Genomic DNA, 15,168 nt, shown 5'->3' with positions numbered 1-15,168 from the left:
ATCCTTTTAAGAGTATATACGTCATTAAATTTAATTTTTGCGAAATTTTTCAACCGGCGAAAAAGTCATCCGGTGAATTGGGGTTGGCCCGTACGCCTTTAGGGCAGCCAAATGCTTTGCCGTCCCGTACCCGGCGTTATGAGTAAAATCGTAAGCCGGATATTGCTTGGCATATTCATCCATTAAGTGATCACGATACACCTTGGCGATGATGCTTGCAGCAGAAACACTGATGCTCTTGGCGTCCCCCTTGATCAACCGCGTTTGTTTGATTGGCACGGGAATCTGCATGGCATCGACAATAATTTCTTCTGGCTGCGGATCCAATTTCTCAACGGCTTGTTTCATGGCAACTCGAGTTGCTTGATAAATATTAAGTTCGTCAATCCCCTGATTATCAACCAATCCGATACCGATACTAATGGCAACTTGTTGAATCTTCGGCGCCAATTCAGCGCGGACAGCCGGTGTTAATTGTTTAGAGTCATTGACCTGAACCAAATCAAAGTCCTTCGGCAAAATGACGGCAGCTGAAACGACCGGACCGGCCAACGGTCCTCGACCAACCTCGTCAACCCCGGCAACATAGTTAATCCCCTGTTGCCAGAAGTGACGTTCATATTCAAATCGGTGTTCAAATGCGACGACCGCGGCCTGCTGTTTATGAATGCGAGCGGCTGCAGCATGAAGGGCTGTTTGGACACCCTTTCTGGGATCGTTTTTAAGCTGGGTAAATAGCGGGTCGCTGACGGCTGTCACATCCCTTAACAATTGTTTAATCTCACTAATTGTTTGTTTGCGCATCATCTTCCACCATTTCTGGATTGTCTAACGTAAAGCGGCCAATTTTTCCTGACCGGAAGTCCTGAATAATCCGGTTGGACCCCCGTTCATAATCGTCTCTCATCCCAACTTTTTTGGTAATTTCGAGTAGTAAATCAACATCGGATAAATCAAAGTCGGCATCCGTCAAATGATAGCGTTCTTTTAACCCGTTTGGATTAAGCAGGCGTAATCGCCCGAGTCCAAACAAGGCAACGTCATCGCTGGCAAAGACGCTTTCCTTAATGGCACCAGTCAAAGCCAGCTTGTCAGCAACCTCCTGACTTGAAAACTTGGGCCAGAGGATTCCTGGCGTGTCCAGCAATTCAAGCTTATCGTCTGACTTTAACCACTGCTGTCCTTTGGTTACCCCTGGTCGGTTACCAACCTGGGCAGCCCGTCTGTTCACCAGGCGGTTAAGCACCGTCGACTTACCAACGTTTGGTACACCGACACTAATCGCGCGAATGGGACGTTTTTTCATTCCTTTATCCTGTTCGCGTTGCAATTTTTCGCGCAAAATTGGCGAAATAACGGAAATGACGTTGTTGATCCCAAATTTCGTCTTTGCATCGATCGCGATTGCCGGTTGATGATGTTCGGCAAAATAGTTTAACCATTGGTTGGTGAGCTTGGGATCTGCCAAGTCACGTTTGGTCATAATATATAAATGCGGTTTTTGAGCGCTAATCCGCCGTATTTCCGGATTTTGAGAGGTCAACGGAATTCTTGCATCAATCACCTCAAAAACAATGTCAACCAAGGATAAATTTTCCTCGAATTGTCGAATGGCCTTGGCCATATGTCCTGGGAACCACTGAATTGTTACTGCCATTTTTTCACTTCCTAAAAGCTTTCTTGATATTCTGTCCAGACTGAATCAAAGATTTCCATTGTTGGCAGATATGTCGCGTTTTCTTCCAAGTATTTGGAAAGCGCGTCAAACTCATCTTCCTGCTTGGGAAATGACTGATCGTAAAATGCGTTGTTGGCAAACTCTGCCACCGGATCGGTGCTGCCGGGGTTTCGTTTGGTCATTAAAAATTGGTAGAACGTTTTATGCATGGTTAGTTCACCTCGGTTGCTGGCGGTAAAATGATCTCAAAGGCAAACTTGCCCTTGCCATTCATATCAATGGTTTTGGCCCGATAATTGATCCCATGCTTACCATTCATGTGAATAATATCAAGTTTGATGAGTTTATTCTTGGGATCGAGCTGAACCCATTTTGGCAACTTATAATTTTGTTTAACGTAAAGTAGAACAAAACTGATTGGTACCGGAAACTTGCCTAATGCAAGCTTGTTGGCATGAAGCGTCACATTCCCATTGGCCATCACCTTTGGGTCAAAGGTAAGCGAATAGTCCACGTTTGACCCCAGTAACTTCAACGTCCCGTAGACAATGCCTTCGTCGCCAATCTCAAAGTGATACTTGTTTTGGCTGTCTTTTTGCAGGCGCCCCAGGTAATAGCTCGATAGTTGATTCAGTTGTGCCTTGTTAATTGAAACTGAAACCGGCTGCGAGGAAGACGTGACCTGATTATCGGCAGATTTGGTCAACGAAGATGACGATTGAACGGCTGCCCACATTCCCAAAATTGCCACGACCAAAAGTCCAATCAACGAAATAAAGGCCAACTTCCAGGGATTGCGCCGCTTTACTGATTGCTTGTCTTGTCTCATCTTCAAATCACTCCTTTGCCCAAGTTGTATGCTTCACCATCTGCTGATACAAATGATCGGTCATAATCTTGTACCCGGTTAAATTGGGGTGAAAATGATCATCGTTTGATAAATATTGATTGGACTGCGCGGATTGGCCGTTTAGGATCCGTTCAATATCAGCCGGTGAACTTTGGTTGCCGCTAAAATCGCTGGCGCCAGCCTTCTTTTCAAGACTTTTTCGTTGTTTAGCGGTCTTAAACTGTCCGTCCGTCAATTGCTTGTTGATCGCCACAAAGTAAATCCCGTGTTGTTGCTGGCTGACCTTCTTGGTTATCTGGTTGGTTTGAGCAACCGTGTCGTTAATGTATGAAACCTGCGGAAAGTAGACGTAAACCGGGTTGTAGATCCCAAAGACAAAGATTGGCGCGCTGGAATTAAGCCGGCGAATGTTTCGAAATAGTCGAGCCACTCGCTGCTGATAAATCAGGCAGTATTGATTTAACTTGGTATCCAAAATCTTTTGGTTGGACGCCACCACGTTGGCCTTTAAAAATTTGAGCAGGTCATTGCCACCCGTGGTCACGGTGATCACATCCGCATGCCGTAAACTCGTTTGAAGGCGCTTTGAAGAAACCACCCGATGATTAATCTGATCGGTGGTTTCCCCCGAAATACCGTAATTTGCCGTCGACATTCGGACATTGGGATTCTTGGCGTTCACCTTTTTACGAATTAAATTGGTGTAACCGCCTTTATTGGTGGGATCCCCCACTCCTTGGGTCAAAGAATCGCCAACAGCGGTCAAGCGGATTTCTCGTGGCCGTTGCGTTGATCCCTGGTGAAAATACCGGAAACCGGTAAACCCCAAGGCAACAAGAATGACCAACCCAATCAGCCAACCGCCCCAGCGAAACGAATGCTGATGACTTTTGACATGCTTATTTTTGCTCAAACAAAAAACTCCTCAAATATTGAAATCTAAAAGGGGTTACGACAAACAAACGTTGTCTCGCCCCTTCATACAAATCTCTGTGTTGATTTAATCAGGATCACTGAAGTAAATTAACGCGAAAGCACCCTTTCCGGTATGGGTAGAAATCGTCGGTGATGTGACGCGCTCAAGAAGCGATGCGTTCGGAAAATCATCTTTGAGCTTTTGGACCGTTTCTTTTAAAATTTCGGTCTCAGTCACATATGAAATACCAATTGACTTGATTGAAGGTGTTTGCTTCATTTCGTCAATGATACCATTGAAAAATTTTCGAAGCGACTTATCGCCACGACCTTTAGAAATAATTTTAAGTTTACCATCCGTCACCTGAAGGCCTAATTTAATATTCAAAAAATTAGTAATTGCCCCGGCAAATGCGGGAAGCCGCCCGCCTTTGACGATATTGTCCAGTGTCATCACACAAAGATATAACTTTGTGTTGCTGCGGACTTTATCAACCCGCTTTAAGATGGTTTGTAAATCAGCACCTTGTTGCGCGAGCTTGGCAGCCTCCAAAACTTGGAAGCCCAGACCCCGGTCAGTGCTTTGACTATCCACAACGGTCACATTGCTCTTACTGATCGTCGCTGCCTGTTCAGCTGCATGAACAGTCCCACTAATTGCTTCAAGCATATTGAGGCACAGAATTTCGCTGCCGTCCTCACCCAGTTGATCAAACGCTTCGACAAACTTGCCAACAGGCGGTTGACTCGTCTTTGGCAGATCATGAGCTGCCAACATTTTGGGAACAAACGTTTCGTTGGTGATTGTATCATGGTCAACATAGACTGTGTTATCAATCATCACCGTTAGTGGAACCATTGTAATGTCATATTGTTCAAGTTCTTCATCGGTTAATTGAGCAGATGAATCCGTCACAATTTTTACTTTTGCCATTTCCGCCACTCGTTTCTTTACAAAATTATTAAATAATTGATAGTCCATCTATAATTATATCAAAATTTAGATGAACGGACACCATTTATGAATGGAATTGCCTTCTTTCATAAACTTCAAATGTATGGGGATACTTGTTTTTTTCATCGACAATGCCTGGGATTGATTTAACCAAAGCAAACTGAGAATAATCAATTGGCGGCATATAGGTATCGCCCACAAACGTCCCCTCAATTTTAGTTCGATAGAGCCGATCAACCCGCGTTAACAGTTGTGAGAACAAGTTGGCCCCACCGGTCACAATATATTCTTTGGTGGGATTTTCTGCCACCAGTTCACAAAGTCGGTCAATCGAGGGCACAACTTGAACGCCAGCCGGGAAGTCACTTTGACTGGAAATCACAATGTTTTCTCTTCCGGGAAGCGGCTTGTTGTAACTTCGAAAAGTCCGCGATCCTGAGATAATTGTATTGCCCATCGTTGTTTTCTTAAAATAGTGCATGTCATCTGGAAGATGCCAGGGAAGCGTGCCATTTTGGCCAATCAAGCCGTGTGAATCTTCAGCCCAAATAAAAGCTAACATGACTGCCCTCCTAAACCGCAACCGGTGCTTTGATAACGGGATAAGGATCGTAGTTTTTCACTTTAATATCCGCCATCGAAAAGTCATCCAGATTCTGCTTGTCGGGATTTAACCACAATTCTGGTGCCTGACGTGGCTTTCGGGTAAGTTGCTCTTTTACCTGCTCAATATGATTTAAGTAAATATGAGCATCGCCAAGCGTGTGTACAAAATCGCCGACCTCAAGCCCACATTCATGGGCAATCATTGACGTTAACAATGAATAGCTGGCAATGTTATACGGCACGCCCAAGAAAATGTCGCCGGACCGCTGATATAACTGACAGCTGAGCTTTCCATCGTTCACATAAAATTGAAACATTGTGTGACATGGTGGCAGCGCCATTGAAGGCACATCTTCCGGATTCCAAGCAGAAACAATCATCCGTCTTGAATCAGGGTGCGTCTTTATCGTTTCAATTACATTTTGAATTTGGTCAATCGTTTGGCCATTAGACGTCTTCCAGGCGCGCCATTGACTGCCATATACCAACCCAAGATCGCCATATTGTTGCGCAAACGCATCGTCTTCCAAAATTCGTTGACAGAACAATTTCTTTTGTTCCTGGTAGATTTTGTTGAACTCGGGGTCTCTTTCAGCACGGTGAGCAAAATCTGTCATGTCAGGACCAGTGTAGTCTTTGGATTCAGTAAACCGTTTAAATGGCCACTCATCCCAGATATGATTCTTGTGTTCAAGCAAAAATCGGATATTGGTATCACCTTTTAAGAACCACAAAAGTTCACTTTTAATCAGCCCAAACGGGACTTTCTTGGTGGTCAGAAGTGGAAATCCCTTTGATAGATCAAAGCGCATCTGATAGCCAAACGTACTCAAAGTACCGGTATGCGTGCGGTCGGTCTTTTTATGGCCATTTTCTAAAACGTATCGTTCAAGGTTTAAGTAAGCGTCTTCTAACATGGCAATTTCTCCTTTAATGATCGTGCATTATTCAGCATATTCACTCAAATATTCCCAGCGTTGCATCTTCTTGTCGGCTTCGGCTGACAACTTGTCCTTTTGTGCCTGCAGATCGGCCAGTTTATCATAGTCCGAGCCGTTGGTTTGCATCTGTTGATCAATCTCTTCAACTTGAGACTCAAGGGATTCAATTTCGTCTTCGATGTGGGCGTATTCAATCTTTTCAGAATACGTCAGCTTCTTTTTCACCTGTGACTGGTCATTATCGACTTCACGCTTATCACTTGAATCCGCGGCTACCGCAGTATCCGCCGAATCTTGCTTGGTCGATTTTTGGCTTTGCTTGGGCTGATCTTTTAATGATGCCAGATAGTCCGTGAACCGGCCACGATGTTCTTCAATCACGCCGTTTCCTTGGAAAATCAAGAGGCGATCGGCCACTTTATCCAAGAAGTACCGGTCATGAGAGACCGTTATAACCGTTCCTTGAAACTTGGAAATGTAGTCTTCCAGAACCGTTAACGTGGCGATATCCAAATCGTTGGTCGGCTCATCCAGCAATAACACATTTGGTTGTTGCATGAGCAGTTTCAGCAAATATAACCGTCGCTTTTCACCACCTGAAAGTTTGCGAATCAGCGTCCCGTGCATAAACCGCGGAAAAAGAAATTCTTCAAGCAATTCAGTGACACTAATCTTGTTTCCGGTGTTATCGGTCACCTGCTGGCCGACTTCACTCAAGTAGCTGATCACCCGTTTATCTTCGGGAATCGGTTCGGTTAACTGGGTATAATACGCTAATTTAACCGTTTCGCCAATCTTAATGATGCCTGAATCGAGTTTCAATCTGCCGGCAATGACGTTTAAGAGGCTGGTTTTTCCGGCCCCATTTTCGCCGCTGATGCCAATTCTTTCATTCGGCTGAATCAAGATATTGAAATCCTTCAAAATAGTCTTGCCGTCAATTGTTAAATTAGCATCCTTCATTTTGAGCACTTCTTTGCCCAACCGGGTTTGACCCAGTGAGATGTTGACGTCCTGATCAACTTGAAGGGTCCCAACGTTTTGTTTCAAATCATTAAATCGGTTGATTCTGGCTTGCTGCTTCGTGGATCGCGCCTTGGCTCCGGTTTTCATCCACGCCAACTCCTGTTTATACAGCTGTTGGGTCTTATGTTCTGCTTGAATTTCACCCTCAACGCGGGTCGCCTTTTGTTGGACGTAATCCTGGTAATTACCGTCGTATTGGTACAGCTTTCCAAACGACAACTCCCAAATCTTGTTGGCAACGTGATCCAAGAAGTAACGATCATGAGTCACAACAATTAAGGATCCCTTATAAGCGGCCAAGTAGTTTTCCAACCAGCCAATTGAGTCAAAATCCAAGTGGTTGGTCGGCTCGTCTAAAAGCAGTAAACTTGGTGCTTGAATCAACACTTGAGCCAAGCCGACCCGGCGCCTTTGGCCACCTGACAGGTCAGCGACTTTTTGGTTGTAATCAGTTATTTTTAACTGATTTAAGATGGTCTTGACATCATTTTGGGCATTCCAAGCGTCTTCTTCGTTCATCCTGGCTTCAGCTTTGGTGTAACGTTTAGTGGCCTGCTCATCTTCAGGATGGGCAGAAAACTCTTTTAAAGCAGCCTCATAATTTCGAATCGTTTGATAAACGTCTTGGGACCCCGAAAAAACGGCATCCATAATGGATAATTGGTCGTCAAGTTCCGGGTCCTGCTTCAAATAGCCGATCGAGTATGTTTTTGACGTAATAATGTCTCCGGTAGAGTCTTGATCAATTCCTGCCAATGCATTCAGCAGAGAAGTCTTTCCGGTTCCATTCGTGCCAATTAATCCGATTCGATCATGTTCATTTATGATAAAATTCAGCTTATCAAACAGCGTCTTTTCACCGTACGTCTTTGCTAAGTTTTCAACTCGCATTGTTTCCATTCAGTTATCAGTCCTCATTTAGAAAATTTACAGCAGCCGCTTTTAAATCATCAAAATTGTTTGAAATTTGGCCGTCAACAACTGCCCGTTCAAGATAATCCAAAATCTTGCCAAGTTCGGGTCCGGGTTGTAATACCCCCTGTTGGATCAATTGCCCACCGGTAATTTGTAGCTGCTTCTTAGTTTTAATTGGAAGTTCGGCATATCTGGACATCAGTGTCTGTGTTTCAGACAGATGACCAAACACGTCAATTGCATTCGTGATGTTGGCTGCTCCCGTTTGATACAACAGCCAATTTGTGACCTGCTGTTTTTTAATCGCAAAAAGTAATTCAGTGGTAAGTATAACATCATTAATTATTTTATTGGCCGTCTTCCACTTTTTTAAAAATGAGGAAATCTGACCGCGCGAAAAACCAAACTTGAAGGCTAGAAGCGACCATACCTGAACCTCATTTTGCAAGCTTAACGGGCTGTTTGCCAACTGTTTAAGCGCTTGTTCGTGTTCACCCAGGACCGGAACGTGTCGGTCCAATCCGGTATCCAGCATCACATTCAAGCCATTTTGGGCAGCAACGCCCAGCATCATTTTAACGAATTCTGAATGACAGCGCTCAACGGCGATTTTTTCAAGTAACCGGCTGTGCCTGGCAATTCCCTGCAGCGTCTCAGATTCAATTTGAAAATCTAATTGACTTGCAAACCGAACTGCCCGCATCATTCGCAACGCATCTTCGTTAAAGCGCTCGTTGGGATCGCCCACCGCTTTGATAATGTGGTGTTGCATATCGGCCAAGCCGCCAAATAGATCAAAAACCTGGCCGCTTTCAGAAAGGGCCAGCGCATTAATTGTAAAATCACGTCGTTTAAGATCTTCTTTAAGTGAGCGAACAAACGTGACTTTGTCCGGCCGTCGGTAATCCTGATAACCGGATTCGGTTCGAAAAGTTGTCACTTCATAACCGGTCCCATGGTCCAAAATCATCACGGTTCCGTGCTCAATTCCAGTGTCAACAGTCTTCTTGAACAGTTCTTTAACTTCACTTGGATACGCACTGGTCGCAATGTCCACGTCATGAATCGGCCGCTTTAAGATGGTATCTCGAACAGACCCGCCAACGAAATAAGCTTCGTAGCCGGCTGCTTCAATCTTTTGTAAAATTGGTAATGCTTCCTTGAATTCTGTGGGAATTTCTACTATTCGCACAATCATCGCCATCCATTTTTAGTTTATCCTCTGATAATTCTAACAGAATTTGCATTGAAAGAAAAAGATCACCACAATCATTGCCAATCCTGAAGTACAATTGATATGATAAGTTGTCAGATAAACGCAGGAGGTAACACGATGGAGAAAAAACAAAGCCGCTTCAACCTTGATATTTCAATCGTTGATCTGCTGGTCATTGCGGCCGGGACGGCAATTTATTCATTTGGAATCGTCTTTTTTAACATTTATAATCACTTGGCCGATGGTGGCGTTACGGGTATTACGTTGATCCTGCGCGCGTTATTTCACATTGACCCGGCTTATTCAACCATCCTGGTCAATATTCCCTTGTTTGCGATTGGCTACCGATTTTTAGGGAAAAAAGATATGTTTTATACTTTGTACGGAACCATTGTGTTGGCGGTTTTTCTTTGGATCTGGGAGCGGGTCCCCATCGTCATTAATCTTGATCATGACCTGTTGCTTTCAGCGATCGGTGCCGGCTTGTTTGGCGGCTTTGGCTGTGGCATTATTTACCGGTTCGGCGGTACCACTGGTGGTGTTGACATTGTTGCCCGGCTGTTTGAACGTTTCAAAGGCGTTCAAATGGGACAGACCCTGTTAACGATCGATGTCTTGGTACTGTTGTCGTCACTCATTTATCTAAACGTCCGCCAAATGGCCTACACCTTAATTTATGTTTGGATTTTTTCAATGATTGTCAACTTTACCCAACGTGGTGCCTACACAGCCCGCGGAATCTTGATTATCAGTAATGAATCGGAGCGAATTTCAACCGCCATTCAAGACGAACTCAGCCGCGGCGTGACGTTTCTGAATGCTGAAGGCGGCTATTCACACAAATCAAAGCAGGTCGTTTACTGTGTGGTTTCCCCAAGCGAACTGCATACCCTCAAAAAATTAGTCGAGTCCATCGATGAAGAAGCCTTTATTTCAATTATCGAGGTCAACGAAGCGATTGGTGAAGGATTCACGTATAAACGACCAAAACGCTTTAAATTATTATAGACGTTGAAAAAGGATCTGATTCACGCGCTTGCCGTGGAATCAGATCCTTTGTTTTATCTTTTAAGTTAGTCAGAGTGTGGGCCACGATGATTTCCATGTCCAATCGTCGTTTCCCCGTTCTGTTTTCATCTTTACAAGTCTTGGTCTTCTTCGTACATTGAAGCCATTTCAATATCGCCTGGAACCAGGTCCAAATACTTCTTCAGGTATTTTCGTTCGGGTTCTAATTGCCCCGCTTCACGATAAAACAGCGCGGCGTGCTTTAAAAAGTCAGGATTGTCGCTTAATTCATGAGCCGCTAGTTCATAGTTTTGGTCGGCTTTTTTGATGTTTCCGGCATCTTGATATGATTGTGCCAGGTTGTATGCAAGATGGGCATCGACGACGTGTTCATCGGAAACTGCTTCTAACAGCGCTAAATTGTCGCTGTAGCGTTCGTGAGCGATATACCAGTCAGATAGTAAGGTTAGCAGTTCAACGTCCTCAGGCGCGATTTCATGGCCTTTTTTGAAATACGTCAAAGCCAGTTCGTCCTCATTGTCCATCAGTGCAATTTGACCCGCTTTCTGCCAAATTTTTTCGTTGAACTGATCAATTGAAATCCCTTCTTGAATTGCCTTTAAAGCTTCGTCAACTCGTTTTAAGTTGACATAGGCGTCCGCAAGGTAGGGATAAAGTGAACTGTATTGCGGATCTGAGTCCCGTAAATCCTGGAAGGCCTTGATCGCTTTTTGATACTCTTTGAGGTTGAAATAAGTAAATGCTAATTCAAATTTGACATCGCTATTCATGTGAATTGGCTTGATCTGTTCAAGGTACCCCAAAGCCTGCTCGAACTTGCCGATTTCAGCGTATGAAACGCCAAGCCGCTCAACTAAATTCACGGCAGACATTTCCAAAGTGCCGGATTTGATGAGATCCAGATACAAATTAATTGCTTTACGATAGTTTCGGGTCGTGAAATAAAATTCTGCCAGAGCAAATTTAATGACATCCTCGTCAGGCGCCAATTTTTGGGCCGCCAAGAGCTTTTGTTCGCTAATCTCAAACATTCCCTGGGTCTGGTACAAATCGGCCGCCACCATCAAAGAACGGACATATTCGTCCGAATCCGGGGCTACTTGAGATAAATAGTTGAGTGCTTGATCATCGTGATCATCATCGATTGCCAATTCAGCCAAGTTAATCTTTAAGCCATCGTCTTCAGGATATTTTTGAGCCAGGTGTTCATAGATGGTACTGGCATCTTTTGAAAATCCCAGTGAATACACTTCTTCAGCTAACGAGTACAACATATCATCGGAGTCATTTGCCAAAGCTTTTTCCAATGATTCTTTGTAATCATCGATTTGGCCAGCCTCAAGTTGATCTAACGCGGTTTTTGAATAGCTCATATTTGTCCTCCAAAGTAAATAAAAAAGCCAGCCCGACAAATGCCGTTCTGGCTTAACAGATGAATACTATTTAACAGCATCCTTGAGCGCCTTACCAGGTTTGAAAGCTGGTACTTTGCTTGCAGGAATTTGAATTTCTTGACCTGTTTGTGGGTTACGGCCCTTACGAGCGGCACGTTGACGTACTTCGAAGTTACCGAAACCGATTAATTGAACCTTGTCACCTTTTGCTAAACTAGCTTGGATTGATTCAAATACTGCATCCACAGCTGATGTAGCGTCTTTTTTAGTTAAACCAGTTGCAGCTGCAACATCGGTTACTAATTCTGCTTTGTTTGCCATGAGTGTATTCACCTCCCTCAAAGATAGGTATGTAAAACATTGCAAATCAAATTCTCACAAATTCAAAATGCTAAAACAACGCCTTTTTGAAGCATCATTTCTTTTTCAAAGATAGCATAAGAACGTTGTCATTGCAATGCTTTTGCCAAATTTAGTGCCGATAAACCCCGAAAAATCAAGATTTTGTTAAGAATCGGTCAAAATCGGCTTATTTTCGGCTTCGCTTGATGATTTTGATTGGCGTTCCAGTAAAGTCAAAGTTATCCCGAATTTGGTTCTCCAGGAACCGAACATAAGAAAAATGCATCAAGTCTGGATTATTGACAAACACCACAAAGGTTGGTGGCCCGGATTTCACCTGAGTGGCGTAATAAATCCGCAGTCGTTTTCCATTCACGGTTGGTGTTGGATGAACCGACACGGCGTCCATGATCACGTCGTTCAACGCAGAAGACTGAACCCGCTTTTCGTGATTATCATAAACTTGTTTGATTAAGGCCGGCAGCTTTTCAATTCGCTGTTTGGTGACGGCCGAAACAAAGATAATTGGCGAATAGGCCATATATTGAAATTCGTTTCGAATCAGCGTTTCAAAATCCTGTTGGGTATGGTTGGTCTTTTTCAAGGTATCCCATTTGTTCACAACGGTAATAATCGCTTTACCAGCTTCATGGGCATACCCGGCAACTTTTTTGTCCTGTTCACGAATACCTTCTTCAGCATTCATCACAAATAAAATCACGTCGCTTTGATCAATTGCCTTCATCGCCCGCATAACACTATAACGTTCTGTATTCTCGTAAACCTTGCCCCGCTTACGAATTCCGGCAGTATCGACCATGGTAAACTTCATGCCGTCGGCTTCAAAACGCGTATCGATCGCATCTCGGGTAGTTCCGGCAATGTTTGACACAATTACCCGGTCTTCTCCGAGAATCGCATTCACCAACGATGATTTGCCGACGTTTGGCCGACCGATAATACTGAAGCGAATATCGTCATTTTCTGGTGTGCCTTCATTTTTAGGAAACTTCTCAACAACTTTATCGAGCAAATCCCCCAATCCCAGACCATGAACACCGGAAATGGGCATTGGATCACCAAAACCTAATGAGTAAAATTCATAGATATCTTCTCGGCTTTCAGGGTTGTCGACTTTATTGACTGCTAGAACAACCGGTTTATCGCTCCGATATAAAATCTTGGCAACCTGTTCATCATCGGCTGTTAAGCCTTCTTTGCCACTGACGATAAAGACAATGACGTCTGCTTCGTCAATTGCAATCTCCGCCTGGTTTTTAATTTGTGTACTAAATGGGGCATCACTAATTTGAATTCCCCCTGTGTCGATCATTGCAAATTTAGTTGCGAGCCATTCACCGTGTGAATAAATTCGGTCACGCGTCACACCCGGGGTATCTTCAACAATTGAGATCCGGTCGCCGGCAATTCGATTAAAAATGGTCGATTTTCCGACATTTGGGCGCCCAATAAATGCAACTGTAGGCAGTGCCATAAAAATCCCTCCTTTGCTTAAGTAATTCAGAAAGAAAGGAGCTGGGACAAAACTTACGTTTTGTTTCCAGCCCCTTTTCAAAATTTAAAGTCTCAATTATTTGTTATCGTCATCATTGCTGCCGGATTTTTTCAATTCGTCACCAATGAGATCACCTAAAGTAAAGCCAGTTTCTTCTTCAGGTGCATTGCTGATTGAACGGTCGTTAGACTTACGTGATGGCCGCTTGTTAGAAGACTTCTTTGGTTTGGATTCTTCTTCAGGTGCATCAGTCAAAGCCTTGATTGATAATGCCAAACGCTTTCTGTCGGTATCAACATCAAGAACCTTAACTTGAATCTTTTCGCCAACCTTCAAAACATCTGCAGGTGTGTCAATGTGTTCATGAGCAATCTGAGAAATATGAACTAAACCTTCAACACCAGGGAATACTTCAACGAAGGCACCAAAGTCAACGAGGCGCTTAACAGTTCCCTCAAGAACGCTGCCAACAGGAGCTTTTTCTTCGATTCCGTCCCAAGGTTCTGGAAGAGTTTGTTTGATTGAAAGTGAAATTCGGTTACGGTCGAAGTCAACAGACAAGACCTTAACCTTAACTTGTTGGCCAACTTTGAGGACATCTGACGGCTTGTCAACTCGTTCGTAGGCGATTTGAGAAACGTGAACCAATCCGTCCATGCCACCAAGGTCCACAAAGGCACCAAAGTTGGTCAAACGGGCAACAGTTCCTTCAACAACATCACCTTCGTGAAGCGTCTCCATCAATTTCTCACGTTCTTCAGCCTTTTCAGCCTGAACGATTGACTTGTGAGAAAGAATTAATCGGTTTTCAACTGGATCAATTTCAATAATCTTAAGCTCAAGTTCTTGACCTTTAAATTGATTCAAATCATCAACATAATGGTCGGAAATCATTGAAGCTGGGATGAAGCCACGAACGCCGGCGTCAACAACCAAGCCGCCTTTAACAGCTTGGCTGACTTTGGCAGTAATGGTTTCGTCGTTCTTTGACTTTTCAGCCAATTCGTCCCAAACTTTACGGGTTTCCAAACGACGTGATGAAAGCAGGAAGCTTCCGCCTTCTTTGTCGCTTCCGATACGGGAAGTTACAACCAGCTTCAACTTGTCGCCCTGCTTAATATCATCAACATTTTGTGAGGATGACAGTTCGCGTGGTGGCACAACGCCTTCAACGCCTGAACCTTCAATACCCACAATTAATTGTTGGTTGTCGTCCTTGGCCAATACTTCACCAGTTACAACGTCACCAACTTTTACTTCATTAACGCTGTTTAAAGCGTTCAATAGATCGTTCTTATCGTTATTTGCATTTTCACTCATCAAACAATTCCTCCTTGAAACAACTCTAATCATAATTTTATCTTAATTCGACCAATATTACCAGTCAATTGACCAATTAGTTGCTATTTCAATGTTTTATTTATAACTTCAGCGATTTTTTCGACAACTTGATTGATAGAAAGTGAGGTTGTATCAATCTCCACAGCATCATCGGCTTTTGTCAATGGTGAAATTTTTCTGTGAGAATCTTTATAATCTCTTGCTTCTATCTCTAATTGTAATTCATTAAGGGGTGTATTGATCCCTTTTTGAATGTTTTCTTTATATCGTCGTTGAGCGCGCTCTTCAACACTGGCAATCAAAAAGATCTTCACTTCGGCATTTGGTAAAACAGACGTGCCGATATCCCGGCCATCCATTACAATCCCACCGTCCTTGGCGATTGCTTGTTGTTGTGCGCTCAGTTCCTCTCGAACGGCAGCAATTGCAGCGACCGCCGATACC

The 15,168-nt window shown here is 43.8% G+C and carries 16 protein-coding genes; 1 reads left to right on the top strand and 15 read right to left on the bottom strand.

Annotated features, from left to right (window positions below; translation table 11 throughout):
- Positions 1–30: 30 nt before the first annotated feature.
- From AB3112_RS00080 to AB3112_RS00035, 10 genes are all read right to left on the bottom strand, one after another.
- Positions 31–804 (bottom strand): ribonuclease HII, encoded by a 774-nt coding sequence (locus AB3112_RS00080; RefSeq protein WP_367333791.1) that lies wholly within the window; start codon positions 802–804, stop codon positions 31–33.
- Positions 785–1,657: a ribosome biogenesis GTPase YlqF gene (gene ylqF, locus AB3112_RS00075; RefSeq protein ID WP_057911130.1), complete on the bottom strand. Its 873-nt coding sequence runs from the start codon at positions 1,655–1,657 to the stop codon at positions 785–787. Before ylqF ends, AB3112_RS00080 begins: the two co-directional genes overlap by 20 nt.
- A gap of 11 nt (positions 1,658–1,668) precedes the next feature.
- Positions 1,669–1,887, bottom strand: coding sequence for a YozE family protein (locus tag AB3112_RS00070; RefSeq protein ID WP_057909161.1), 219 nt, complete (start codon positions 1,885–1,887; stop codon positions 1,669–1,671).
- Between the two features lie 2 nt (positions 1,888–1,889).
- Positions 1,890–2,507, bottom strand: coding sequence for a YpmS family protein (locus AB3112_RS00065; RefSeq protein WP_084975458.1), 618 nt, complete (start codon positions 2,505–2,507; stop codon positions 1,890–1,892).
- A gap of 7 nt (positions 2,508–2,514) precedes the next feature.
- Positions 2,515–3,441 (bottom strand): GDSL-type esterase/lipase family protein, encoded by a 927-nt coding sequence (locus AB3112_RS00060; RefSeq protein WP_084975460.1) that lies wholly within the window; start codon positions 3,439–3,441, stop codon positions 2,515–2,517.
- 87 nt (positions 3,442–3,528) lie between these two features.
- The gene (locus tag AB3112_RS00055; protein WP_367333790.1) at positions 3,529–4,377 is read right to left on the bottom strand and encodes a DegV family protein; all 849 of its coding nucleotides are present in this window, start codon (positions 4,375–4,377) and stop codon (positions 3,529–3,531) included.
- A gap of 85 nt (positions 4,378–4,462) precedes the next feature.
- Entirely contained in the window at positions 4,463–4,960 is a 498-nt protein-coding gene (locus AB3112_RS00050) for a dihydrofolate reductase (RefSeq protein ID WP_084975464.1), read from the bottom strand.
- Between the two features lie 10 nt (positions 4,961–4,970).
- Complete coding sequence (locus AB3112_RS00045) at positions 4,971–5,921, bottom strand: thymidylate synthase (RefSeq protein ID WP_057909165.1); 951 nt, start codon at positions 5,919–5,921, stop codon at positions 4,971–4,973.
- A 27-nt stretch (positions 5,922–5,948) separates the two neighbouring features.
- On the bottom strand, positions 5,949–7,871 hold the full coding sequence (locus tag AB3112_RS00040; RefSeq protein WP_084975468.1) for an ABC-F family ATP-binding cassette domain-containing protein: 1,923 nt from the start codon (positions 7,869–7,871) through the stop codon (positions 5,949–5,951).
- Positions 7,872–7,878: 7 nt separating this feature from the next.
- Positions 7,879–9,084, bottom strand: coding sequence for a CCA tRNA nucleotidyltransferase (locus tag AB3112_RS00035; protein WP_367333797.1), 1,206 nt, complete (start codon positions 9,082–9,084; stop codon positions 7,879–7,881).
- A 135-nt stretch (positions 9,085–9,219) separates the two neighbouring features.
- On the opposite strand from AB3112_RS00035, the gene AB3112_RS00030 reads away from it, so the two are divergent.
- On the top strand, positions 9,220–10,110 hold the full coding sequence (locus tag AB3112_RS00030) for a YitT family protein (RefSeq protein WP_367333789.1): 891 nt from the start codon (positions 9,220–9,222) through the stop codon (positions 10,108–10,110).
- Between the two features lie 131 nt (positions 10,111–10,241).
- Here the strand turns inward: AB3112_RS00030 and AB3112_RS00025 are convergent, their stop codons facing one another.
- The 5 genes from AB3112_RS00025 to cmk form a co-directional block, all read right to left on the bottom strand.
- On the bottom strand, positions 10,242–11,504 hold the full coding sequence (locus tag AB3112_RS00025) for a lipopolysaccharide assembly protein LapB (RefSeq protein ID WP_265170862.1): 1,263 nt from the start codon (positions 11,502–11,504) through the stop codon (positions 10,242–10,244).
- A gap of 66 nt (positions 11,505–11,570) precedes the next feature.
- Positions 11,571–11,846: an HU family DNA-binding protein gene (locus AB3112_RS00020; RefSeq protein WP_057909170.1), complete on the bottom strand. Its 276-nt coding sequence runs from the start codon at positions 11,844–11,846 to the stop codon at positions 11,571–11,573.
- 208 nt (positions 11,847–12,054) lie between these two features.
- Positions 12,055–13,362: a ribosome biogenesis GTPase Der gene (der, locus tag AB3112_RS00015; RefSeq protein WP_057909171.1), complete on the bottom strand. Its 1,308-nt coding sequence runs from the start codon at positions 13,360–13,362 to the stop codon at positions 12,055–12,057.
- Between the two features lie 96 nt (positions 13,363–13,458).
- Entirely contained in the window at positions 13,459–14,703 is a 1,245-nt protein-coding gene (gene rpsA / locus AB3112_RS00010) for a 30S ribosomal protein S1 (protein WP_057909172.1), read from the bottom strand.
- An 83-nt stretch (positions 14,704–14,786) separates the two neighbouring features.
- On the bottom strand, positions 14,787–15,168 hold a 382-nt coding region (gene cmk, locus AB3112_RS00005), incomplete at its 5' end, for a (d)CMP kinase (RefSeq protein WP_367333788.1).

Origin of the sequence: Lentilactobacillus sp. (assembly GCF_040773105.1) — a bacterium.
GTDB classification, from domain to species: Bacteria; Bacillota; Bacilli; order Lactobacillales; family Lactobacillaceae; genus Lentilactobacillus; species Lentilactobacillus parabuchneri.
This window is presented reverse-complemented; position numbering and strand designations above follow the sequence as displayed.